The organism is Nocardia noduli, from assembly GCF_019038455.1.
Lineage (GTDB): Bacteria > Actinomycetota > Actinomycetes > Mycobacteriales > Mycobacteriaceae > Nocardia > Nocardia noduli.
This window is the reverse complement of sequence record NZ_JAFMPL010000008.1, coordinates 111,845-138,058: the sequence shown is the minus strand read 5'-3', so window position 1 is coordinate 138,058 and position 26,214 is coordinate 111,845. Positions and strand designations below refer to the sequence as shown.

The window sequence follows — 26,214 nt, the reverse complement described above, 5'->3', positions numbered from 1 at the left end:
GGAACCGAGGGCCGCGCTGTCGGCGCTGCCCGCGAAGACGGTCAGCATCGACGGCACGAACGAGGTCATCGTCACCCGCTCGGACGCGATCACCTCCGCCAGATACTGCGGATCCCGATGACCGTCCGGCGTGGCCACGACCATCCGGCCACCGGTCGAGAGCGGACCGAACAACTCCCACACCGACACGTCGAAGGTCGCGGGCGTCTTGAACAGCACCACGTCGTCCGCGCCGATGCCGTACTGACCGGTGATCCAGCGGATCTGATTCACCACCGCCGAATGCGGCAGCGCCACACCCTTCGGACGACCCGTCGAACCGGACGTGAAGATCACATAGGCCGGATGCTGCGCGAGCAACGGCGCGATCCGCTCGGCATCGGTGACCGGCGCATCGGAATATCCGGAAAGGTCGAGTTCGTCGACCACGAGGGTCTCGATACCGGTGGCGTCGAAACCATCACGCGCCGTGGTCAATACACACGTGGGCGACGCGGATTCGAGCACGTGACCCACCCGCTCGGCGGGCTGATCCAGATCCAGCGGCACGTAACCGCCACCGGCCTCCTGCACCGCGTAGGCGGCGACGACCAGATCGACAGAACGGCGGATCCCCAGGGCCACCAACGACTCCGGACCCACGCCCGCCGCGATCAGACGCCGAGCCAGACGATGCGTACGCGCACCGAACTCGGCATAGGTCAGCGAGATACCGCTCGCCGGGTCCACGATCGCCACCGCGTCCGGAGTCACCGACTCCTGACGGGCGAACTCCGCCACCAGCGTGGTCGCCGAATCCAGCTCCCGCACGGTGGAGTTCCAGCCGCGCAACGCCCGGTAGCTCTCCCGCTCGTCAAGCAGCGGGATATCGCCGATCGCCCGATCGGGTTCGGCGACAACCGCGCCGAGCAGCCGCTTGAACCGCCTGCCGAAATCCTCCATCGTGGCCGGGTCGAACAGATCGGTCGCGTAGATGAGTTCGGCGACGATGCCCTCGGCGGCGGGTTTCTCCGACATCACCAGTTGCAGGTCGAATTTCGCCACGTCGATCGGCAGGTCGACGCCGCTGACCGTCAGGCCGGGCAATTCCAGGCTGGTCTGTCCGGTGTTCTGGAACGACAGCATGACCTGGAACAGCGGATGGCGGGCCTGCGAACGGGCCGGGTTGAGGATTTCCACCAGCCGCTCGAACGGCAGGTCGGAATGACCGAACGCGGCGATATCGGTGGCGCGCACCGAGCCGAGCAGGTCGGTGAACGTCGCGCCGCGATCGACCGGGGTCCGCAGCACCAGCGTGTTGACGAACATGCCGATCAGATCGTCGAGCGCGCGTTCGCCGCGACCGGCCACCGGGGTGCCGACGGCGATATCGTCCTCGCCGGACAGTCGCGCCAGCAGCACCGCGAGCGCGGTGTGCGCGACCATGAACAGCGTCGCGCCACGGGTGCGGGCCAATTCGACCAGCCCGGCGTGGGTTTCGGCGTCGATATCGAAGGCGTGGGTGGCGCCCCGACCGCTGGCGACCGCGGGACGCGGCCGGTCGGCGGGCAGGTCGAGTTGCTCGGGCAGTGCTCGCAGCTCGTCGCTCCAGAACGAGATCTGTTCGGAGATCACCGATTCCGGGTCGTCCTCGGCGCCGAGCACCGCGCGCTGCCACAGCGCGAAGTCCGCGTACTGCACCTCGAGCGGACGCCAGGACGGTTCGCCGCCTTCGACGCGCGCGCCGTAGGCGATCATGATGTCGCGGGTCAGCGGGCCCATGGAGAAGCCGTCGGACGAGATGTGGTGCACGACCAGCGCGAGAATGTGTTCGGTGGGGCTGACCTCGAAGAGCCTGGCCCGGAACGGCACCTCGGCGGTGACGTCGAAGGCCGTCTGCACGAAGTCCGCGAGCCGCGCGGGCAGTGCGTCCTCGCTGACGTCGACCGGGGCGAGATCGGGGATGACCTGCCCGGTCGGCACGATCTGCTGCTGGGCCGCGCCGTCCACCTCGGGGTAGAAGGTGCGCAGTGATTCGTGCCTGGCCAGCACGTCGGCGACCGCGATCTGCAAGGCCTGCCGGTCGAGCAGACCGGAGAGCCGCACCGCGGCCGGGATGTTGTCGACCGTCGACTCCGGGTCGAAGCGGTTGAGGAACCACATGCGCTGCTGAGCCAGCGACAGCGGCACGCGGTCGGGACGCTGCTGCGGCGCCAGGGCCGCGCGCGCGCCCGCCCCGGCCCGCGATTCCACCCGGGCCGCCAGCGCGACCACGGTGGAGGCGTCGAACAACTCCCTGACACCGAGTTCGGTGTCGAGCGCGGCGGACAGCCTGGCCGCGACCTGGGTCGCGCTCAGCGAGTTGCCGCCGAGTGCGAAGAAATCGTCGTCGAGTCCGACGCGGGCGGCGCCGAGCACATCGGCGAAGATGTCGGCGACGATCTCCTCGACCGGTGTCGTCGGCGCGCGGAAGACCGCGACCTCGAAGACCGGCGCGGGCAGCGCCTTGCGATCCAGCTTGCCCGAGGCGTTGAGCGGGAATTCGTCGAGCACGATGACCGCGGCGGGCACCATGTACGCGGGCAGCTGCCTGCCGAGATCCTCGCGCACCAGTTCGGTGTCGACGCGCAGGTTCGCCACTCCGACCACGTAGGCGATCAGTTGATCTCCCGCGTGCGCGTCGGTGCGGACGACGACCACCGACTGGGCGATCTCGTCCAGGCCGGTGAGCGCGGATTCGATCTCGCCGAGTTCGATACGCAGACCGCGCAGTTTCACCTGGAAATCGGTGCGGCCCAGGTATTCCAGTTCGCCGACGGAATTCCAGGCGACGAGGTCGCCGGTGCGGTACATCCGCGATCCCGCCGCGTCGAACGGGTCGGCGACGAAACGGTCGCTGGTCAGGTCGGGCCTGGCGACGTAGCAGCGCGCGAGTTGCTCGCCCGCGAGATAGAGCTCACCCGCGACGCCGACCGGAGCGGGCCGCAGCCGCGAATCCAGCACGTAGACCTGGGTGTTGAACACCGGTGCGCCGATCGGGACCAGTTCGGTGTCGGCGGCGACCACCCGGTGATAGGTGACGTCGACGGCCGCTTCGGTCGGACCGTAGAGGTTGTGCATGGCCGCGCCGGTCAGTTCGCGCAGGCGGTGCGCGGGTTTGGGCGAGAGCGCCTCACCCGAGGCGAACACCATCCGTAGCGACCCGCAGCGCGACGCGGCGGCGTCGGCGACGAAGACCGCGAGCATGGACGGCACGAAATGTGTCACGGTGACCCGTTCGGTCGCGATGACCTCGGCCAGGTAGGCCGGATCACGGTGACCGTCCGGCTTCGCGATCACCAGGCGCGCGCCGATCTGCAAGGGCCAGAAGAACTCCCACACCGACACGTCGAAGGTCGCGGGCGTCTTCTGAAGGACGGCGTCGGCTTCGGTGAGACCGTATTCGGCCTGCATCCACACCAGGCGGTTCACGATCGCGGCATGCGAGACCGCCACACCCTTCGGCCTACCGGTCGAACCGGAGGTGAAGATGACGTAGGCGGTGTTCGACGGACGCAGCGGCGCGCGCCGCTCCCCCGCCGTCACCGGATGTTCGGACAGTCCCGACAGGTCGAGCAGGTCGATGCGGACCTGCGCGGTATCGATGTCGAGATCACTGCCGGAGGTGAGCACACAGACCGGATCGGCCGTGGCGAGAATGTATTCGGTGCGCTCGGCCGGGTGATCCGGGTCGAGCGGCACGTACGCGCCGCCCGCGATCGTCACGGCGTACATGCCGACAACTAGATCGACCGAGCGCCGCATCCCCAGCGCCACGAACGATTCCGGGCCGACGCCGCGGTCGATGAGCCAGCGGGCCAGGCGATAGACCCGTGCCGCGAACTCGTCGTAGGACAGATTCGTCCCCTCGAACGTGAGCGCGGTCGCCTCCGGCGTCTTGGCCAGCTGCATCTCGAACAGCGAGACCAGGGTCGCGACCGGTTCGGTGTCCACCGACGGCGCGGACGACGTCCTTGTGGATCGTCCCTGCGGCACGGCCGCCGCACGTTGCGCCAGGACCGCCGCCACATCGAAGGCGGTGTCGTTCCAGCCGGTGGTGACCAGTTCGCGTTCGGCGGCGTCGACGAGTTCGATATCGCCGACATCGACGTCGGGTTCGGTGGTGATCGCGGTCAGCACCCGCACCAGGCGGTCGGCGATACGGCGCACCGTCGCCTCGTCGAACAGATCGCGCAGGTAACCCGCGCGGATCCGCAGGCGCGCATCGAGCTGGGCGATCAGGGTGAGCGGGTAGTGCGTGGCGTCGGCGGCGTCGAGGCCGACGACGGCCATCCCGTCGATATCGGCGGCCTGCGCGCGAATGCCGTCGGCGTCCACCGGGTAGGACTCGAAGACCACGAGGGTGTCGAAAAGTCCCGCCATGCCCGCGGCGGACTGGATGTCGGCCAGGCCGACATAGTGGTGGTCGAGCAGATCGGCCTGCTCACCCTGGGTACGGGTCAGCAGTCGGCGCGCGGATTCGGCGGGATCGAAACGCACCCGCACCGGCACGGTGTTGATGAACAGGCCGACCATGGCCTCCACCCCGGCCAGTTGGGCCGGGCGACCGGAGACGGTGGTGCCGAACAGCACGTCCTCGCGTCCGCTCATGCGGCCGACCAGGATGCCCCAGGCGACCTGGAGCACCGTGTTCGGGGTGACACCCAGCGAACTCGCCAGTTCGGTGAGTCGGGTGGTCGCCACCTCGTCGAGTTCGAAGAAGTACTCGCCCGACAGCGTGGTGATCTCGCGGCCCGCGTCCGGACGCGACAGCAGCGTCGGTTCGCTGACCCCGCGCAGCGCGTGCGCCCACGCCGCCACCGAGGCGGTGTGGTCCTGCTGCGCGGTCCATTCGAGGAAGTGCCGGTAGGAGCGCACCGAGGGCAGTGCCGTGGTGTCGGCGTGCAGCGCGTAGAGCGCGAGCAGATCCCGCATGAGCAGCGGCATCGACCAGCCGTCGAGCAGGATGTGGTGGTTGGCCACCGCGAACTGCCAGCGGTCGGCGGCGACCCGGATCAGGGTGAACCGGATCAGCGGCGGCGCGGTCAGATCGAAACGGCGCATGCGGTCGGCCTTGATCAGGTCGGCGCTCTCGCCCGATTCGACGCGATCGTGTTCGGCCCAGGCGACCCGGACGCTGTCGAGCACGACCTGCACCGGATTACCGTGCCGGTCGGTGAGGAAGGCCGTGCGCAGGTTCTCGTAGCGATCGACCAGAGCCTGTGCGGCCGCGCGCAGACGGGTGGCGTCGACGCGACCGGTGAGGGTCAGTACGGCCTGGGCGGTGTAGACGTCCACCGAACTCGCCGCGAGACGAGCGTGGAACAGCAGACCGGCTTGCAGCGCGGACAGCGGCCACACATCGGTGAGCGTCGGGAAACGCTTCTCCCAGGTGTCGATATCACGCTGGGTCGTGGTGACCAGCGCGAAGTCGGCGGGGGTGTGTCCGCCCGCGTCGGCCGAATTCGCGTGCCGCGCGACCGCTTCCAGCGCCGAGGTCCACAGTTCGCCGAATTCGCGCACCGCGGCGGCGTCGAGCAGGGTCGACGGGTAGCCGATATTGGCGGTCAGCTTGTCGCCGACCACGATCGCGTTGACGTCCAGCGGTGCCATCGCGGGCATATCCGCGTCGTAGGAACCCGCGAGCGCGCCGAGTTCGCGGGCCGGGACCCAGCCGAAGCCGCGCAGCGCCTCGGGCACATCGCTGTCGGAGACGCGACCGAGGTAGTTGAAACTGACCTGGCCGGGCAGGTTTTCGGGCAGCTGGGCCGCCGTCGCGGGGTTCAGGTAGCGCAGCAGCCCGTAGCCGATGCCCTTGTCCGGCACCGCGAGCAACTGTTCCTTGATCGCCTTGACGGCCTTGCCGAGCGCGGGCCCACCGGTCAGCGCGGCGTCGACGTCGATACCCGCCAGATCGAACCGGACCGGGAAGATCGCGGTGAACCAGCCGACGGTGCGCGACAGGTCCGCGCCGGGCACGATGTCCTCTTCGCGGCCGTGGCCCTCGAGCCGGATCAGCGTCGCCTCGTCGGCGCGCGCGGCGGTACGGCGGGACCGCCACTTGGCGGTCGCCAGGACCAGCGCGGTGAGCAGACCGTCGTTGACGCCGCCGTGGAACAGCGCGGGCACGGTGGTCAGCAGGGCCTTGGTGACCTCGGCGGACACCTCGACCTGAAGTTTCTCGATGACGCCGGAGGTGTCGACGGCCGGATCCATCGCCCGTTCGGTGAGCAGCGGATCGGGGGTGTTCGCGACCATGCGCCAGAAGTCGAGTTCGGCCACGCGCGACTGGCTCTCGGCCTCCGCGCGCAGCGCGTGCGCCCAGGCCCGCATGGAGGTGGTCGGCGCGACGAGTTCGGGCTGCTGGCCCGCGGTGAACCGGCCCCACGCGGTCACCAGGTCCGGGACCAGGATGCGCCACGAGACGCCGTCGACCACGAGGTGGTGCGCCAGCACGATCAACCGGCCCATCCGGCCGGAATCGGACGGATCGAGCCAGACGAAGCGGATCACCGTTCCCGACCCGGGGTCGAGCCGGTCGAGCGCGGAATTCAGTGCGGCGGTGGCGATCTCGATGAGTTCGTCGTCGGCGGCCGAGGCCGGGAACTCGACTCGCTCGATGAGCGAGTCCACGTCGACGGTGCCGGGCGCGGCGGTTTCCACCACCAGATCCGTGCCGTCGTCGTACAGCCGGGCGCGCAACATGTCGTGGCGGTCGATGACCGCGCCGACGGTCGTGGCGATGCCCGCGCGGTCGATGCCGACCGGCAGTTCCAGCGCGAGGGTCTGGTTGAAGCGGCCGAACGAGCCCGGCCGCTGCGCCATGAACCGCACCACCGGCGTCAACGGCATCACGCCGACGCCGCCACCGGGCAGTTCCTCCAGCACCGCCACCGCGGTGTCGGCGGCTTCGGCGGTCTCGGCGACCGCGGCGAGTCCGGCGACGGTCCGCTGCTCGAAGACGTTGCGCGGGGTGAACACCACACCGCGCGCCTTGGCGCGCGAGACCAGCTGGATGGAGACGATGCTGTCGCCGCCCAACGCGAAGAACGAATCGTCGACGCCGACGCGTTCGACCCCGAGCACTTCGGCGAAGACCTCGGCGATGGTCTGCTCGACCGGTGTGCGCGCGGCGCGGAAAACGACCTCGGTCGCGAAGACCGGTTCCGGCAACGCCTTTCGGTCCAGTTTGCCCACCGGGGTGAGCGGCAGGTGGTCGAGCACCATGATCGAGGACGGCACCATATAGGCGGGCAGCCGCTCCTCCAGCCGCGCGGTCAGCTCGGCGATATCGATCGAACGTCCCGGCGCCGCCATGACATACGACACCAGCGACACCGCGCCGACGGCGCTCGTGTGACCGACCGTCGTGGCGAAATCCACATTCGGGTGCGCCGCGAGGGCGCTGTCGATCTCGCCGAGTTCGATGCGGAAACCGCGCACCTTCACCTGGAAATCGGATCGGCCGACGTATTCCACCGCGCCGTCACGGGTCCAGCGGACCACGTCACCGGTGCGGTACATGCGCTGACCGGCGACGAACGGGTTGGCGACGAAGCGATCGGCACTGAGCGCGGGCCGCGCGTGGTAGCCGCGAGCCAGCTGGATACCCGAGATGTAGAGCTCACCCGCGACGCCGACCGGCACCGGACGCAGCCGGTCGTCCAGGATCAGCGATTGCATACCGCGGATAGGGCCGCCGATCGGCAGCGGGTCGCCGGGGAGCACCGGGTCGCTGATATTGACCACCATGGCGGTCTCGGTCGGGCCGTACACATTGTGGACGCGCCGCACCGTGCCGTCGGCCAGCGGGACCGCCCATTTCACGACCAGCTCCGGGCGCAACGCCTCACCGCCGACGGCGAGCACCCGGAAGGAATCCAGGCCGCTCGTCTCGAAGGTCGCCAGCGCGGCGGGGGTGATGAACGACGCGCTGACGCGCTCGGTGCGCATCAACTCCGCGAGTTCCTCACCGCCGTAGACGCCGGTCGGCACCACGACGAGCGCGCCGCCGGGTCCGAGCGCGAGCAGCAGTTCCAGGATCGAGGCATCGAAACTCGGCGACGCGAAATGCATGGCGCGCGTGTCGGAGTCGAGTCCGTAGTGCTCGATCTGCGCGGTGGCGAAGTTGGCGAGCACGGTATGCGACACCACGACGCCCTTGGGCACACCGGTGGAACCGGAGGTGTAGATGACGTAGGCCGGATTCTCCGGACGCAGCGGGCGCACCCGGTCCGCGTCGGTGATCGGCGCACCGTCGAAGGCGTCCAGATCCAGCTCGTCGAGTACCAGCCAGCGCACCGAATCAGGCAGTCCGGCACGGGTTTCGGCGACCGTGATACCCAGCGGCGAACCGGAATCGGTCACCATGTGCGCGATGCGGTCGGCCGGGTAGGTCGGGTCGACCGGAACGAACGCGGCGCCGGTCTTGGACACCGACAGCGCGACGAAGACCGAGTCCGACGAACGCGGCACGCCGACGGCCACCAGGTCCTCGGGGCCGATGCCCTCGGAGATCAGCAGGCGGGCCAGACGATTCGAGCGATCGTCGAGCTCTCCGTAGGTCGTCGTGACACCGCGGAAGATCACGGCGGGCGCCCGCGGATCGCGCGCCACGGCGCTGGCGAGCAGTTCCGGCAGCGTGCGCGGGGCGATCGCGGGCGGGCCGGTGCGGGCCACCAGATCGGCGCGCTCGTCCGCGTCGAGCAGTTCGATCGCGCCGACCCGCACCGAGGGATCGGCGGCGACGGCGTCGAGCACTCGCCGCCAGCGCGTCACGAAACCGGCCGCGGTCGATTCGTCGAACAGATCGGTCGCGTAGGTGAGCGCGAGGGTCATACCCGCCGGGCTGCCGTCGGCGCCGGTCCGATCCGACAGGGTGAACTGGAGGTCGAAGCGGGCGACGGTCTCCTCGAGCGGCAGCGCCGACACCCGAAGACCCGGCAATTCCAGCGCGGTGCTGTCGAGGTTCTGGAAGGCCAGCGCCACCTGGAACAGCGGGTTGCGCGACTGCGACCGTTCGGGCGCGAGCAGTTCGACCAGGCGTTCGAAGGGCACGTCGGCGTTGCCGTAGGCGTCCAGGTCGGTCTTGCGTACCCGCTCGACCAGTTCGCCGAACGGTTCGGCCGGACCGACACCGGTGCGCAGCACCAGGGTGTTGACGAACATGCCGACCAGATCGTCGAGCGCCTGTTCGCCACGGCCCGCGATCGGCGTGCCGACCGCGATGTCGTCGGTGCCCGACAGTCGCGCGAGCAGCACCGCCAGGGCGCTGTGCATCACCATGAACAGCGACGCGCCCCGCGACCGAGCGAGGGTGTCCAGCGCCGCGACGAGGTCGGCGGGCAGTTCCGCGTGCACGGTCGCGCCGCGCAACGAGGCCACCGGCGGACGCGGACGGTCGGCGGGCAGGGTCAGCTCGTCGGGGACGCCGTCGAGCGCGCGCTGCCAGTACTCGACCTGGCGGGCGAGCAGCGAGGCCGGATCGTCCTCGGCGCCGAGCACATCGCGCTGCCAGATCGCGAAATCGGCGTACTGCACCGTCAGCGGCGCCCAGCCGGGATCGCTGCCCTGGCTGCGGGCGGTGTAGGCGGTCATCACATCGCGCGAGAGCGGGCCCATGGAGAAACCGTCACCGGCGATGTGGTGCACGACCACCACGAGAACGTGTTCGTCCGGACCGACCTCGTAGAGCCGGGCCCGCAGCGGAACCTGTTCGGCCACATCGAATCCGGTGGCGGCGAAGGCGACGACCTCGGCGGTCGCGTCCGCGGCGTCCACCGCGACCGGACGCAGGTCCAGTGCGATGTCCTCGGCCGGGACGATGACCTGGACCGGGGTGCCACCGTGCTCGGGATACCTGGTGCGCAGCGATTCGTGCCTGCGCACCACGTCGGCGACCGCGAGGCGCAGCGCCTCGACGTCGAGCGCGCCGGAGAGCCGGATGGCCAGCGGCAGGTTGTAGGCGGCCGAGGAGGTGTCGTACTTGTTCAGGAACCACATGCGCTGCTGCGCGTAGGACAGCGGCACCACCGCGTCCGCGGAGCGTGGCCGGGCCACCAGGCGGGCACGGGCGTCACCGTCGGTGTGCGATTCCACCCGTGCGGCCAGCGCGGCCACGGTGGTCGCCTCGAACAGGGCGCGCACCGGGATCGACGTCCCGAGCGCCGCGCCGATTCGCGACACCACCCTGGTGGCGATGAGCGAGTTGCCGCCGAGATCGAAGAAATCGTCGTCGACGCCGACCCTGGGCAGGTCGAGTACCTCGGCGAAGACGGCGGCGACCGTCTCCTGCACCGGCGTGACCGGGGCGCGGAAGGCCCGCGCCTGCGCGGCGGGCGCGGGCAGCGCCTTGCGATCCAGCTTTCCGTTGACGGTCAGCGGAATCCATTCGAGGCGAACGAGCGCCGAGGGCACCATGTAGGACGGCAGCTGTTCGGCCGCACCCTGGCGCACCACGTCGAGATCGGGGACGACCTCGGGTTCGGACACCACGTAGGCCACGATGCGCTGATCGCCCGGCTGGTCCTCGCGCACGACGACCGCGGCCTGCGCGATCCCCGGCTGCGCGAGCACCGCGGATTCGATCTCGCCGAGTTCGATACGGAAACCGCGGACCTTGACCTGGTCGTCGGCGCGGCCGAGATATTCGAGTTCGCCGAACCGGTTCCAGCGCGCGAGGTCGCCCGAGCGGTACAGCCGGGAACCGGCGTCGCCCGCGTCCGCGAGCGGATTCGCCACGAACCTGGCGGTGGTGAGATCGGGCCTGCCGAGGTAACCGCGCGCCAATTGCGGTCCGGCCACATACATCTCACCCGCGACGCCGACCGGCACCGGGCGCAGACGGCTGTCGAGCACGTACACGCGCAACCCCGCGATGGCGCGGCCGACGATACTGCCGGAGGCCGAGGCGACGGTGGCGGCGTCCAACGCGCGGTACGACACGTGCACCGTGGTCTCGGTGATGCCGTACATGTTCACCAGCAGCGGTCCGGAACCGACCGACGCGCCGGTGACGCCGTCTCCGTGCCTGGCGATCCAGGTGGACAGCCTGCGCAGTTCCAGCGCCTCGCCGCCGAACACCACGTACCGCAGCGCCAGCGGGGACGCGTCGGAGCCGGCGTTGCGATCGGCTTCGGCCAGCTGGTAGAAGGCCGACGGCGTCTGGTTGAGCACCGTGACGCGTTCCTCGCGCAGCAGTTCCAGGAACTGTTCGGGCGAACGCGAGGTGTAGTAGTCCACGACCACGACCGCGCCGCCGAACAGCAGCGGGCCCCACAGTTCCCACACCGAGAAGTCGAAGGCGTAGGAGTGGAACAGCGTCCACACGTCCTCCGGCCCGAAACCGAAGTCGCGATCGGTATTCGCGAACAGCCGCACCACATTCCGGTGCGCGACCGCGACGCCCTTGGGTCGTCCGGTGGAACCGGAGGTGTAGATGACGTAGGCGATGTCGTCCGGGCGCAGCGGCGCGTTGCGCTCGTCGTCGGTGACGGGCCCGTCGTCGGCGTCGACGATATTGCCGGTCTCCACGGCCCATCCGTCCAGCACCACGGTCGGCAGGTCGGACGCGGCGGAGATCTCGACGGAGGAATCCAGGATCACGCTGGTCGGACGCGAATCCGACAGGACGTAGGCGATGCGATCGGCCGGGTAGGCGGGATCGACCGGGACGTACCCCGCGCCGGTCTTGACCACGGCGAGCAACGCGACGACCAGGTCGAGCGACCGCGGCAGGATGACCGCGACCAGCGATCCGGGTCCGGCGCCGTCGTCGATGAGTCTGCGCGCCAGCACATTCGCGCGCCGGTCCAGCTCGTCGTAGGTCAGCGAATCCGCGCCGAATCTCGCGGCCGTGCGATGCGGATGCGCGGTGACCACCTCGTCGAACAACGAGGCGAGGGTGAGTCCCGCATCGGCGAAACGTCCGGTGACGGTATCGGGTCCGGAGGAGACCCAGCGCTGCGACAGATCGAGGCGTTCGGCCTCGCCGAGCAGGTCGATATCGCCGACGACGACCGTGGGATCCTCGGCGACCGCGTGCAGGATGCGCACCAGACGATCGGCGAAGGACGCCACCGTCTCGGGATCGAACAGTTCCGTGGCGTAGTTCCACGACAGCGACAACGCGCCGTCGGCGGTTTCGCCCACCGTCAGCTGCACATCGAATTTGGCTGTGCCCGCGTCGAATTCGACGACGTCGAGATTCAGGCCCGGCAGCGCGACGGTACCGGCGTCGGCGGCCGAGGCGGCCTCGAAGGTCAGCGCCACCTGGAACAGCGGGTGGTGCGCCTGCGAACGGGCCGGGCTCAGCACGTCGACGAGACGTTCGAAAGGCACGTCGGCGTGCGCGAACGCGGCCAGATCGGTGCGGCGGACCTGCGCGAGCAGTTCCGAGAAGGTCGGGTCACCCGCGACGTCGGTACGCAGCACCAGGGTGTTGACGAACATGCCGACGAGATCGTCGAGCGCGCGTTCGCCACGGCCGGCGATCGGGGTGCCGATCGCGATATCGGTGCTGTTGGACAGTCTGGCCGCCCAGGTCGCGAGCGCCGCGTGCACCACCATGAACAGGGTCGCGCCGTGCGCGCGCGCCACCTCGGTGAGCGCGCGATGCAGTTCGGCGTCGACCGAGAAGTGGTGCAGCCCACCACTGTTGGAGGCGATCTCCGGGCGCGGGCGGTCGGCGGGCAGTTCGATCTGATCGGGCAGGTCGCGCAACTGCTCGGCCCAGTAGGTGAGCTGGGCGGCGGCTACCGATTCCGGATCGTCCTCGGAACCGAGTACCTCGTTCTGCCACAGCGTGTAGTCGGCGTACTGCACCTCGAGCGACGACCACGCGGGAATCTCGCCGCGAGCGCGTTCGGTGTAGGCGAGCACGACATCGCGCAGCAGCGGCCGCAAAGAGAAACCGTCACCGCTGATGTGGTGCATGACGAGCACCACGATGTGACTGCGTTCGTCGAGGCTGAGCAGACCGGCGCGGAACGGGATCGCGCTGGTCACGTCGAAATGCGTACCGGCAAGCTCGATGATGCGGGCCGACAGCGCGGTCGAACTCACCGTTTCGGCGCTCAGCGCGAAACGCACCTCGTCGGCGTGCAGCACCCGCTGATAGCCGGTGCCGTCGACATCGGGGTAGACGGTGCGCAGCGCCTCGTGGCGGGTCAGCACGTCTCCGATGGCCGCGTTCAGCGCGACGACATCGAGTTCGCCGGTGAGCCGGACCGCGACCGGGATGTTGTTGACCGCGCTGCGGTTGTCGAAGCGATTGAGGAACCACATGCGCTGCTGGGCCGACGACAGCGGCACCAGCGCGGCGGTCTCCCCGTTCGCCAGCGTGATCGCGGCGGGCCGCGGGCGCGGGGCCAACGGGACGCGACCGCCCTGGCCCGCGGCCGATTCCACCCGCGCGGCGAGCGCGTCGACCGTCGACGCCTCGAACAGCAGTCGCACGGGCACTTCGGTGTCGAGCGCCTGGCCGAGCCGGGCCACCACCTGCGTGGCGATCAGCGAGTTGCCGCCGAGCTCGAAGAAATCGTCGTCGAGACCGATCCGCTCGACGGTCAATACCTCGGCGAAGGTGCTCGCGACGATCTGCTGCACCGGTGTGGCGGGCGCGCGGTATTCCCGTGCCTCGAACACCGGGTCCGGCAACGCCTTGCGGTCGAGTTTGCCGGACGGATTCAGCGGGAACGCGTCGAGCACGACGTAGGCGGCGGGCACCATGTAGGGCGGCAACTGCCTGCCGAGCACGGTTTTCACCGAATCGATCGCGATGGCCCGATCGGGGTCACCGATCAGGTAGGCGACCAACTGATCGCCGGTGCGCTCGTCCCGGCGCACCAGCACGACCGCCTGGGCCACGGAATCCTGTGCGGTGAGCGCGGTTTCGATCTCACCGAGTTCGATCCGCAGACCGCGCACCTTCACCTGGAAATCGGCCCGGCCGAGGTACTCGAGTTCTCCGTCCGGCGTCCAGACAACCAGATCGCCGGTGCGGTAGGCACGTTCACCGTCGCGCGCGAACGGATCGGCGATGAACCGATCACAGGTCAGATCGGGGCGGCCGACGTACCCGTGCGCCAACTGCGCACCCGTGAGATACAGCTCGCCCGCGACACCCACCGGAACCGGCCGCAGCCGCGAATCCAACACGAGCACACCGGTGTTGAACACCGGGGCGCCGATCGGCACCGACAGGACGTCGGCGTCGGTCACCTCGTGGAAGGTGACGTCGACGGCGGCTTCGGTGGGGCCGTAGAGATTGTGCAGGCGCGCGCCGGTCAGCTCGCGCAATTTCTGCGCCGTCGCTGCGGGCAGCGCCTCTCCGGAGGCGAACACGTTGCGCAGGCCGACGCATTCGTCGGCCCCGCTTTCGGCGACGAACACCGAGAGCATCGACGGCACGAAGTGCGCGGTCGTGACCCGCTGATCGACGATGGTCCTGACCAGGTAGGCCGGATCGCGATGACCCTCCGGCTTGGCGATCACCAGGCGCGCGCCGACCTGCAAGGGCCAGAAGAACTCCCACACCGACACGTCGAAGGTCGCGGGCGTCTTCTGGAGCACCACGTCTTCGGCGGACAGCCCGTACTGCGCGTGCATCCACACCAGGCGGTTCACGATCGCCTCGTGCGAGACCGCGACACCCTTCGGGCGTCCGGTGGAGCCGGAGGTGAAGATGACGTAGGCGGTGTTGCCCGGACGCAGCGGACGATGCCGGTCGGCGTCGGTCAGCGGAGCGTCGGAGAATCCGGACAGGTCGAGCCGATCGATGCGCACCTGCCGGGTGCGGGTCGTCGCGATATCGTCGCCCGAGGTCAGGACACAGACCGGTCCCGCGATACGCAGGATGTGCTCGATGCGCTCGGCCGGATGATCCGGGTCCAGCGGCACGTACGCGCCGCCCGCGGCGTTGACCGCGTAGATGCCGACGAGCAGATCGAGCGAACGCCGCATGCCGAGGCCGACATAGGATTCCGGGCCGACACCGGCCTGCTTGAGCCAGCGCGCCAACCGGTGCACCCGGCTCGCGAACTCGGCGTAGGACAGACTCGTCCCCTCGAACGTGAGCGCGATCGCGTCGGGTGTGCGCGCGGCCTGCGCCTCGAACATCGCCACCAGGGTCGCGGCGGCGTCGCCGACCGGGGAGGTCAGCGCGGCGTCGACCACGAATTCGGTGGCGTTCCACTCGTCGAGCACCAGGGCCCGCTCGGTGTCGTCGAGCAGATCTATATCGCCGACGATCGCGGCCGGGTCGGCGGTGATGCCGCGCAGCACCCGCAGGAACCGCTCGGCGAAGGAATCGGCGAACGCGCCATCGAAAAGATCCGCGGCGTAGACGAGTTCGGCGTCCATGGGGGCCGCGCCGAATTCGCGGGGCTGACCGCCCGGCGTCTCGCCGAGGGTCAGTTGCAGGTCGAATTTGGCTGTCGGCTGGTCGATCTCGAGTTCCGACACCCGAAGACCGGGCAGTTCCAGGCTGGTCCGGCCCAGGTTCTGGAACGACAGCATCACCTGGAACAGCGGATGACGGGCCTGCGAACGCGCCGGGTTCAGCACCTCGACGAGGCGCTCGAACGGCACATCGGTGTGCGCGAAGGCCTGGAGGTCCCGTTCGCGCACCTGCGCGAGCAGATCGCGGAACGCGGTCGCGGGATCGACGTGCGCCCGCAGCACCAGGGTGTTGACGAACATGCCGACGAGGTCGTCGAGACCCTGTTCGCCACGGCCCGCGGCCGGGATGCCGATCGCGATGTCGTCGGTGCCGGACAGCCGGGCCAGCAGCGTGGCGAAGGCGCCGTGCACCACCATGAACAGTGTGGTCCCGTTGGCGTGGGCCAGACGGTTCAATTCGTCGACGAGTTCACCCGGAACCCGGAATCGGTGGGTGCCCGCCCGGTAGGTCGCGACGGCGCGGCGCGGACGCTGCGACAGCCGCAGTTCCTCCGGCAGTCCGGCCAGCGCGTCGCGCCAGTAGTTCAGTTGCGCCGAGATCAACGATGCCGGATCGTCCTCGCTGCCGAGCGTCTCACGCTGCCACAACGCGTAGTCGATGTACTGCACGGCGAGCGGCGACCAGGTCGGCGCCGACTCCGAGCGGCGCGCGATATAGGCCGACATGAGATCGCGTACCAGCGGCCGCATGGAGAAGCCGTCGGCCGCGATGTGGTGCACGACCACCGCGAGCACGTAGTCCTGGGTGGTGTCGCGCCAGCGCTTGCCGTTGTTGCCCTCGACGCGGAACACACGCAGCCGCAGCGGCGACTCACCGGTGACATCGAAGCCGGGGATCACGAATTCGTAGAGCGCGCCGGGGATCTCGTCCTCGGTCAGCGAGACCACGTCGAAGGGCGGAATCGCCCGCGCCATCGGAAGCACCTGCTGGTAGGCGATGCCCTCGTGCGACGGGTAGACCGTGCGCAGCGATTCGTGCCTGGCCAGCACGTCGGCCACCGCACCGCGCAGCGCGTCCAGATCGAGGTGGCCGTGCAGCCGGACCGCGACCGGGATATTGCTCGCCGCCGAATCGGTGTCGAACCGGTTGAGGAACCACATGCGCTGCTGTGCCAGCGACAACGGCGGATGTTCGGGCCTGGTGCGCGCGGTCAAGGCCGCGCGGCCACCGGTGCCCGCGTGGACTTCCATGCGCGCGGCGAGCGCGACCACGGTCGGCGCTTCGAACAGCAGCCGCACCGGCACCCTGGTATCGAGCGCGGCGCTGAGCCGTGCGACCACCTGGGTGGCGATCAGCGAGTTGCCCCCGAGATCGAAGAAATCGTCGTCGAGGCCGACCGGTCGTTCCCCAACCAGACCGAGCACGTCGGCGAAGGTGTCGGCGACGATCTCCTCGATCGGCGTCGACGGCGCACGGAACTCGCGCGCCTCGAAGACCGGCTCGGGCAGCGCCCGGCGATCCAGTTTGCCGTTGGGCGTCAGCGGCATCGCGTCGATGACCACGATCGCCCCGGGGACCATGTACGAGGGCAGCACGCCGCCCAGGTAGGTCCGCAGTTCTTCCAGGTCGAAGCCGGAATCGGGGGCGGGAACCACGTAGGCGACGAGTTGATCGCCGGTGTGCGCGTCCGAGCGCACAAGGGCCACCGCCTGGGCGACCGGTTCGTACCCGGTCAGGGCCGTCTCGACCTCGCCGAGTTCGATGCGCAGGCCGCGCAGTTTCACCTGGAAGTCGGTACGCCCCAGGTAGCCGATCGAGCCGTCCGCCGAACGGGTCACCAGGTCGCCGGTGCGGTACATCCGGTCACCCGGCGCGCCGAACGGGTTCGCCACGAAGCGATCCGCCGTCAGATCCACCCGACCGTGGTAGCCGCGTGCCAACTGATTACCGGCGAGATACAGCTCACCCGCGACACCGACCGGAACCGGATGCAACCGCGAATCCAACACGAACGCCTGCGCGTTCCACACCGGAACGCCGATCGACACGGTCCCCTCGGCCTCCTCGGAGACCGGGCCGGGTAGATGGGTGACGTGCACGGTGGTTTCGGTCGGGCCGTACAGGTTGTAGACCGCGGCCGAGCTCACCCGCCGGATCGCCCGCACGGCGTCACCGGTCAACGCCTCACCGGCGAGGATCAGCCCGCGCAGCGAGGACAGCGCCCGGCCGCCGATACCCGTGGCATCGACGGTGCCCGCGAAGACGCTCAGCATCGATGGGACGAACGAGGTCATCGTCACCCGCTCGGACGCGATCACCTCCGCCAGATACTGCGGATCCCGATGACCGTCCGGCGTGGCCACGACGATGCGGCCACCGGTGGACAAGGGACCGAACAGCTCCCACACCGACACGTCGAAGGTCGGCGGCGTCTTGAACAGCACGACATCGTCGACGCCGATGCCGTACTGACCGGTGATCCACCTGACCTGGTTCACCGCGGCGGTATGCGGGATGGACACGCCCTTCGGGCGCCCCGTCGAACCGGAGGTGAAGATCACGTAGGCGGGATGCCGCGCGAGCAGCGGCGCGATCCGCTCGGCGTCCGACACCGGGGTGTCCGAGTAGCCGGACAGATCCAGCTCGTCGATCACCAGGGTCTCGATACCGGCGGCGTCGAAACCGTCACGCGCGGTGGTCAATACACAGACCGGTGCCGCGGACTCGAGCACATGTCCCACCCGCTCGGCGGGCTGATCCGGATCCAGCGGCACGTAACCGCCACCGGCCTCCTGCACCGCGTACACGGCCACGACGAGATCCACCGAACGGCGGATCCCCAAGCCCACCAACGACTCCGGACCCACACCCGCCGCGATCAGACGCCGAGCCAGACGATGCACACGCGCACCGAACTCCGCGTACGTCAACGCCACACCACCGGCCGGATCAACGATCGCCACCGCGTCCGGAGTCACCGACTCCTGACGAGCGAACTCCGCCACCAGCGTGCTCGCCGAATCCAACTCCCGCACGGTGGAATTCCAGCCGCGCAACGCGAGATCGGTCTCGTCGCGGTCGAGCAGGTCGATATCGCCGACCGGCACATCCGGGTCGGCGATGATGGCGGTGAGAACGCGGTCGAGCCTGCGCGCGAGATCCGCGACGGTGTGCTCGTCGAAAAGGTCGAGAGCGTAGGAGAATTCGGCGGACATGCCGGACGGCTCGCCGTTCTCGTCCTGGATCTCCTGCAAGGTCAATTGCAGGTCGAATTTGGCCAGACCCGCGTCGTAGTCGACGCCGTTGATGGACAGGCCGGGCAGTTCCAGGTTGGCCTGCTTGGTGTTCTGGAAGGCCAGCATGACCTGGAACAGCGGGTGGCGGGCCTGCGAACGCGCCGGGTTCAGCACCTCGACCAGGCGCTCGAACGGCACGTCCGCGTTGGCGAACGCGTGCAGATCCTTCTCGCGCGCGGTGGCGAGCAGATCCGCGAAACTGGCGGTGCCGTCGACATCGGTGCGCAGCACGAGGGTGTTGACGAACATGCCGATCAGGTCGTCGAGCGCGGCCTCACCGCGACCGGCGACGGGCGTGCCGATGGCGATATCGTCGCTGCCGGACAGCCGGGACAGCAGGATCGCGAGCGCGCTGTGCATCACCATGAACGGCGAGGCGTTGTAGCGACGCCCCAACTCGACCAGGGCGTGCTGGGTCTGCCCCGAGATGACGAACGGGTAGGTGCCGCCGCGGTAGGTCGCCACCGCGGGCCGCGGCCGATCCGACGGCAGGACCAGTTCGTCGGGGAGGTCGGCGAGTTCGCGTGTCCAGTAGGCGATCTGGTTGGAGATCAGCGACTGCGGATCCGTTTCGGAACCGAGTACCTCGCGCTGCCACAGCGAGTAGTCCGCGTACTGCACCGGCAGCGCGGTCCAGGCGGGCGGCTCCCACAGCGTGCGCGCGGCATAGGCCACCATCACGTCGCGGGCCAGCGGGCCCATGGACCAGCCGTCGGCGGAGATGTGGTGCATCACCATGCCGAGCACGTACTCGGTCTCGCTGATCTCGAACAGCCGCGCGTGCAGCGGCACTTCGCTGGTGACGTCGAAGGCCATGGAGGCCAGGTCGATCAGGTGATCGAAGAGGGTGTTCTCGGTGACCCGGTACGGCGTCAGGTCCGGCACGATCTGCGCCGCGTCCAGCACCACCTGCACCGGTCCCGCCGCGGTTTCGGGGAAGACGGTGCGCAGCGATTCGTGCCGGTCGATCACGTCGATCACGGCGACCTGCAACGCGGCCACATCCAGTTCGCCGGAGAGCCGGATGGCGACGGGGATGTTGTTCACCGCCGATTCGGTGTCGAAGCGGTTGAGGAACCACATGCGCTGCTGTGCCAGCGACAGCGGGACGTCCTCTGGACGTTCGCGCGCGACCAGCGCCTTGCGCGCGCCGTCACCGGCCCGCGATTCCACGCGCGCGGCCAGCGCCGCGACGGTGGAGGCGTCGAAGAGCATGCGCACCGGCACCCTGGTGTCGAGCGCGATGCCGAGCCGCGACGCCACCTGGGTGGCGATCAGCGAGTTGCCGCCGAGATCGAAGAAATCGTCGTCGACGCCGATCCGGCCGATGCCGAGCACCTCGCCGAAGATCTGGGCGACGATCTCCTCGATCGGCGTGGAGGGCGCGCGGAAGACCTTGACCTCGAACACCGGCGCGGGCAGCGCCCGGCGATCGAGCTTGCCGGAAGCGTTGAGCGGGAAGGCGTCCAACGTCACGAAGGCCGTCGGGATCATGTACGCGGGCAGTTCACTGCCCAGCGCGGCACGGATGACGTCGACGTCGATACCGTGTCCCGCGCTCGCGACCACGTAGGCGACCAACTGATCACCGAGACGATCGTCGGAACGCACGAGCACGACGGCTTGGGCCACCGAAGCCAGCCCGGTCAGCGCCGCCTCGATCTCGCCGAGTTCGATACGCAGACCACGCAACTTCACCTGGAAGTCGGTACGGCCCAGGTACTCCAGCTCACCGGCCGCCGTCCAGGTCACCAGGTCACCGGTGCGATACATCCGCGCACCGGCGGGATCGAAGGGATCCGCGACGAAACGATCGGCGGTCAGATCCGGCCTGGCCACGTACCCGCGCGCCAACTGCACGCCCGCCAGATACAGCTCACCCGCGACACCCACCGGCACCGGATGCAACCGCGAATCCAACACGTAGACAATGGTGTTGAAGACCGGAGCGCCGATCGGCACCGATACCGTGTCGGTGGCCATCACCTCGTGATAGGTGACGTCGACCGCAGCCTCGGTCGGACCGTAGAGATTGTGCAGACGCGCGCCGGTCAGCTCGCGCAACTTCTGCGCCGTCGCGGCGGGCAGCGCCTCACCGGAGGCGAACACATGCCGCAGGGTGACACATTCGTCCGCGCCGCCCTCGGCCACGAACACCGACATCATCGACGGCACGAAATGCGCCACGGTGACCTGTTCGTCGGTGATGACGTCGATCAGATAGCCGGGATCGCGGTGCCCGTCCGGCTTGGCGACCACCAGGCGCGCGCCGATCTGCAAGGGCCAGAAGAACTCCCACACCGACACATCGAAGGTGGCCGGGGTCTTCTGCAACACCACGTCGTCGGATTCGAGCCCGTACTCGGCCTGCATCCACACCAGGCGGTTCACGATCGCGGCATGCGAGACGGCGACACCCTTGGGGCGGCCGGTCGAACCGGAGGTGAAGATGACGTAGGCGGTGTTCGACGGACGCAGCGGCGCACGACGATCCGCGTCCGAGACGGCGGCGTCGGAATATCCGTCGAGGTCGAGAGTGTCGATGTCGACCGTCGCGACCTCGCCCGCGTCGAAGCCTTCGCGCGAGGTGGTCAGCACACAGACCGGTGCCGCGGTCTCGAGCACGTAGCGGGTGCGATCGGCCGGATGATCCGGATCGAGCGGCACGTACGCGCCACCGGCCACCGTCACCGCGTACATGCCGATCACCAGTTCCAGCGAACGGCTCATGCCGAGCGCGACCATCGACTCCGGGCCGACGCCGAGCGAGATCAGGTGCCTGGCAAGACGATTCACCCGCGCCGAGAACTCGGCGTAGGACAGAGTCGTCGCGTCGAAGGTGAGCGCGGACGCGTCCGGCGTCCGCTCGACACGGGCCCCGAACATCGAGGCCAGGGTCGCCTCGGGCACCTCGGCGGCGGTCCGGTTCCACCCGGTCAGCACCTGGGCGCGCTCGACCTCGTCGAGGATGTCGATATCGTGCACCATGGATTCCGGTGCGGCGGCGACGGTTTCGAGCACACGCAGGAAACGGCGGGCGAATTCCGCGACGGTGTCCGCGTCGAACAGATCGGTGGCGAAGGAGACCACCGCGGACATGCCCGCGGGTTCACCCTGCCCGCCGCGTTCCTCGGTGACCGTCCACTGGAGATCGAATTTGGCGATGTCGACGTCGAGTTCGTCGGCGGTCACCGAAAGACCCGGCAATTCCAGTCCGGCGTGCGACATCTCCTGGAACGACAACATCACCTGGAACAGCGGGTGCCGCGCCTGGGAACGGGTCGGGTTGATGACCTCGACGAGTCGTTCGAACGGCACGTCCGCGTAGGCGAACGCGGCGAGGTCGGTGTCGCGGGTGCGGGCGAGCAGTTCGGTGAACGGCTGGCCGCCCTCGATTTCCGAACGCAGGACCAGGGTGTTGACGAACATGCCGATGAGATCGTCGAGCGCCTGTTCGCCACGGCCCGCCACCGGCGTGCCGATGGCGATGTCGTCGGTGCCGGACAGTCGCGCCAGCAGCAGCGCGAGTGACGCGTGCATCACCATGAACAGGCTGACACCTTGCGCGCGCGCAAGGGCTGCGAGCCGGATGTGCAGATCGACATCGACCTCGAAGGTCACCCGACTGCCCGCGAAACTCTGCATCGGCGGACGCGGACGATCGGTCGGCAGGTCGAGCTGATCCGGCAGGCCAGCCAATTGCCTACGCCAGTAAGCGATCTCGCGCGCGGCCATCGAACCGGGATCGGATTCGGAACCGAGCAACTCGCGCTGCCAGACGCTGTAGTCCTGGTATTGCACCGGCAGCGGCGACCACGCGGGCGCCTCCCCCGCGGCGCGCGCGAGGTAGGCCGAGGCGACATCGCGCGAGAGCGGCCCGAACGAGAAACCGTCGGCGGCGATGTGATGGACGACGAACGCGACCGCGTGATCGGGGGTGCCGTTGGTCGAACCGCCGGTGACCTGGTAGATCCGCACGCGGATCGGCAGTTCGCGCGAGACGTCGAATCCGGTGGAGGCGAATTCGGTCAGGGTGGCCTGGAGTTCGGATTCGTCGATCGAGGCGACCGCGATGGCCAGGTTGATCTCGTCGTCGGGCACCACCTGCTGGTAGCCGCCGTCCCCGGATTCGGGGAAGACGGTGCGCAGCGATTCCTGGCGCGCCATCACATCGTCGAGCGCGGTCTTCAGCGCCGGGATGTCGACATGTCCGCGCAACCGCACCACGAACGGCAGGTTGTAGGTGGGCGCGGTCGGATCGAACTGGTTGATGAACCACATCCGCTGTTGCGCCAGCGACAGCGGCACCCGGGCGGGCAACTGCTGGGCGACCAGCGGCGGACGGGAACTGTCGGCGGGCGTCGCCTGCTCGGCGCGGGTCGCCAGGCCCGCGACGGTCGGCGTCTCGAACAGCGCGCGCACACCGATCTGGGTGCCGAACGCCGCGCCGATGCGCGACACGACCTGGGTGGCGACCAGCGAGTTACCGCCGAGATCGAAGAAGTTGTCGTCGATGCCGACCCGATCCTGGGACAGCACATCGGCGAAGATCCCCGCCACGATCTGCTCGGCCTGGGTGCGCGGCGCGCGGAAACCGGCCGCGTCCACGCTGAACACCGGCTCCGGCAGCGCCTTCCGGTCCAGCTTGCCGCTGGTGTTGAGCGGGAAACCATCCAGCACCATCACCGAGGCGGGCACCATGTAGCCGGGCAACTGCTCGGCGGCGAAACGCGTCAGCTCGACCGGATCGACGGACTGCCCCGGCGCGGAAACGACATAGGCCACCAATTGCTGACCGGTCGCGGTGTCGACCACGAGCACCGCGGACTGGCTCACCGACGGATGCGCCAGGGTGACGGTCTCGATCTCGCCCAACTCGATGCGCTGACCACGGAATTTCACCTGGAAATCGGTACGACCGATGTACTCGAGGACACCCGCCCCATTCCAGCGCACCAGGTCGCCCGTGCGGTACATGCGCTGCCCGCCGGTGCCGAACGGATTCGCGACGAACCGGTCCGAGGTCAGATCCTGGCGTCCGCGATACCCGCGCGCCAGCTGACGGCCGCCCAGATACAGCTCACCGGGAGCGCCGATCGCGGCCGGACGCAGCCGCGCGTCCAGCACGTAGACCTCGACATTCCACTCCGGAATACCGATCGGGACGGTGGCCGTGTCGGCGGCGGTGGCCTCCCAGTAGGTCACCGAGACCGCGGCCTCGGTCGGCCCGTACAGGTTGTGCAGACCGGCGGTGGAGATCGCGCGGAACCCCGCGGCGGTCTCCGGCGGCAACGCCTCGCCGATCACGAAGACCGCGCGCAACGTCGCGCACTGCGCTTCGGTGGCGTGGGTGACGAAAACCGTCAGCATGGACGGCACGAAATCGGTCACGGTCACGCCGTGCCGCTCGATCATGTCCGCCACGTACAGCGGATCGCGATGCCCGTCCGGGGCCGCGACGACGAGTTTCGCGCCCACCATCAACGGCAGGAAATATCCCCACAGCGACACGTCGAAGGTGGTGGCGGTCTTCTGTAGGTAGACGTCGTCCGCGCGCAACCGGTACTCGTCGAGCATCCACAGCTCTTGGTTGACGATCGCGTGATGGGTGACCGCGACACCCTTCGGGCGTCCGGTCGAGCCCGACGTGTAGATCACGTAGGCGGTGTTGTCCTCGCGCAGCGGCGCACCGCGCTGCGCGTCGGTGATCGGCGCGTCCGAGAACTCCGACACGTCGAGGGTGTCGATCTCCACCCGCCGCACCGACTCCGGCAGTTCCAGATCGTCGTGCGAGAGCGTCAGCACGCAGACCGGGTCCGCGGATTCGAGGATGTAGGCGGTGCGATCGGCCGGATGATCCGGATCGATCGGCACGTACGCGCCACCGGCCCGCAGCACCGCGTGCATGCCGACGACCAATTCCAGCGAACGCCGCATCCCCAGCGCGACCAGCGACTCCGGGCCGACCCCGTCGGCGATCAGGAACCGCGCCAGCCGGTTGACCCGCGCCCCGAACTCCGCGTACGTCAGCGTCGCGCCCTCGAAATCGAGCGCGATATTGTCCGGGGTCGCCTCGATCTGCGCGTCCAGCAGCGCGGGCAAGGTCGTGGTCGGAACAGCCTGCTCGGCGTCGTTCCACTCCAGCAGCGTCAGCTCGCGCTCGGCCTCGGTGGTGACCGGCAGATCCCACACCGCGATCCCGGCGTCGGCCGCCAGGAACCGCGCGAAGAATTCCATGAACCGCGCGTGATGGGTGCGCGCCTCGTCGTCGGTATAGAGGTTCGGGTTGGTCTCGAAATCGATGTGCGAGCCCGTGCCCGACTGGTAGAAGTTGACGCCGAGATCCTCGATGCTGCCGGTGGACAGCACGTTCAACCGGCCGACCATCGGGCCGAGCGTCATCTCGCTGTGGAACAGCATGATGTTGACCCAGGGGCCGAAGAACTCGGTGGTCACCACACCGTCGCCCGCGGCGTCGCGGCGGATGTCCTCGTGCCGGTACCGCTGATGACGCAGCGCCCCCGACACCTCGACCGTCACCGATTTCAGCAGGTCGGCGACAGTCGTGTCGTGCGCGACCGTCAAACGCAGCGGCACGATATTGGACACGACGCCACCCGAACGCCGCATCGCCGCGGTCGTGCGCGCGGTCACCGGCAGGCTCAGGATCACGTCCTGGGCGCCGGTGATCTGGGCCAGATACGCCGCGAAACCGGCGATCAGCAGACCGGCGGGCGAATTGTCGTGGCGTTCGACCGCGGCGCCGAGCAGATCGTTCTGCTCGGTCGACAGCGCGGCGCTGGCGATCCCGTTGACCGGCGACGGCGGCGCGGAACGCCCCTCGAGACTGGAACCCTCTTCCAGCCCCTCCACCCGCTCGGCCCAGTGCTGTCGGTCGGACACGAACCGCGAACTGTCGCGGTAGGCGATCTCCTGCTCGTAGAGCGTGCGCAGATCGGTGGCCTTGGCGGGTTTGGGCTCCTCGCCGTTCACCGCCGCCGTGTACAGCTCCGCGATCCGGTTCATGAAGGTCATGGCGCCGAAACCGTCGAGCACGATGTGATGCGCCCGCGAGTACCAGTACCAACGCGAATCGGCCAGGTGCAGCGCCGCCGCGCGGATCAGGCGATCACGGGAGATGTCGAGGGGTCGGCTGTACTCGGCCCGCATCCACTCGGCCGCCGCGGCCTCGGGATCGTCGGCCTCACGCAGGTCGACGTATTCCAGGGTCGAATCCAGCGACGGATCGATCGTCTGCACCGGTTCGCCGTCGCGTTCGACGATCTTCAGGAAGCCCGAACCGATGTCGGTCGCGGCATCGCGGCTCGCCTGTTCCAGCGCGCCTACGTCGAGATCACCGTCGATGTCGACATACTGTGCGATATTGATCGGCACCTGCGGATCGACGTGCTGGGCATACCAGATGCCCAGCTGCGCGGGCGACAGTGGGAAGTACTCGCCACCAGCTTCGCCGTTCCCGCCGAAATCCAGCCGGTCCAA

Annotated in this window: 1 protein-coding gene (running past one end of the window); it reads right to left on the bottom strand. The window is 68.9% G+C overall.

The window, feature by feature from the left end:
- A protein-coding gene (locus tag JZ792_RS07810; RefSeq protein ID WP_216908312.1) for a non-ribosomal peptide synthase/polyketide synthase crosses the window boundary here: on the bottom strand, positions 1-26,214 show its 5' portion. 10,953 nt of this gene lie to the left of the window's left edge; 26,214 of the gene's 37,167 nt are visible here — the first part of the coding sequence; the start codon lies at positions 26,212-26,214; its stop codon lies beyond the left edge, outside the window.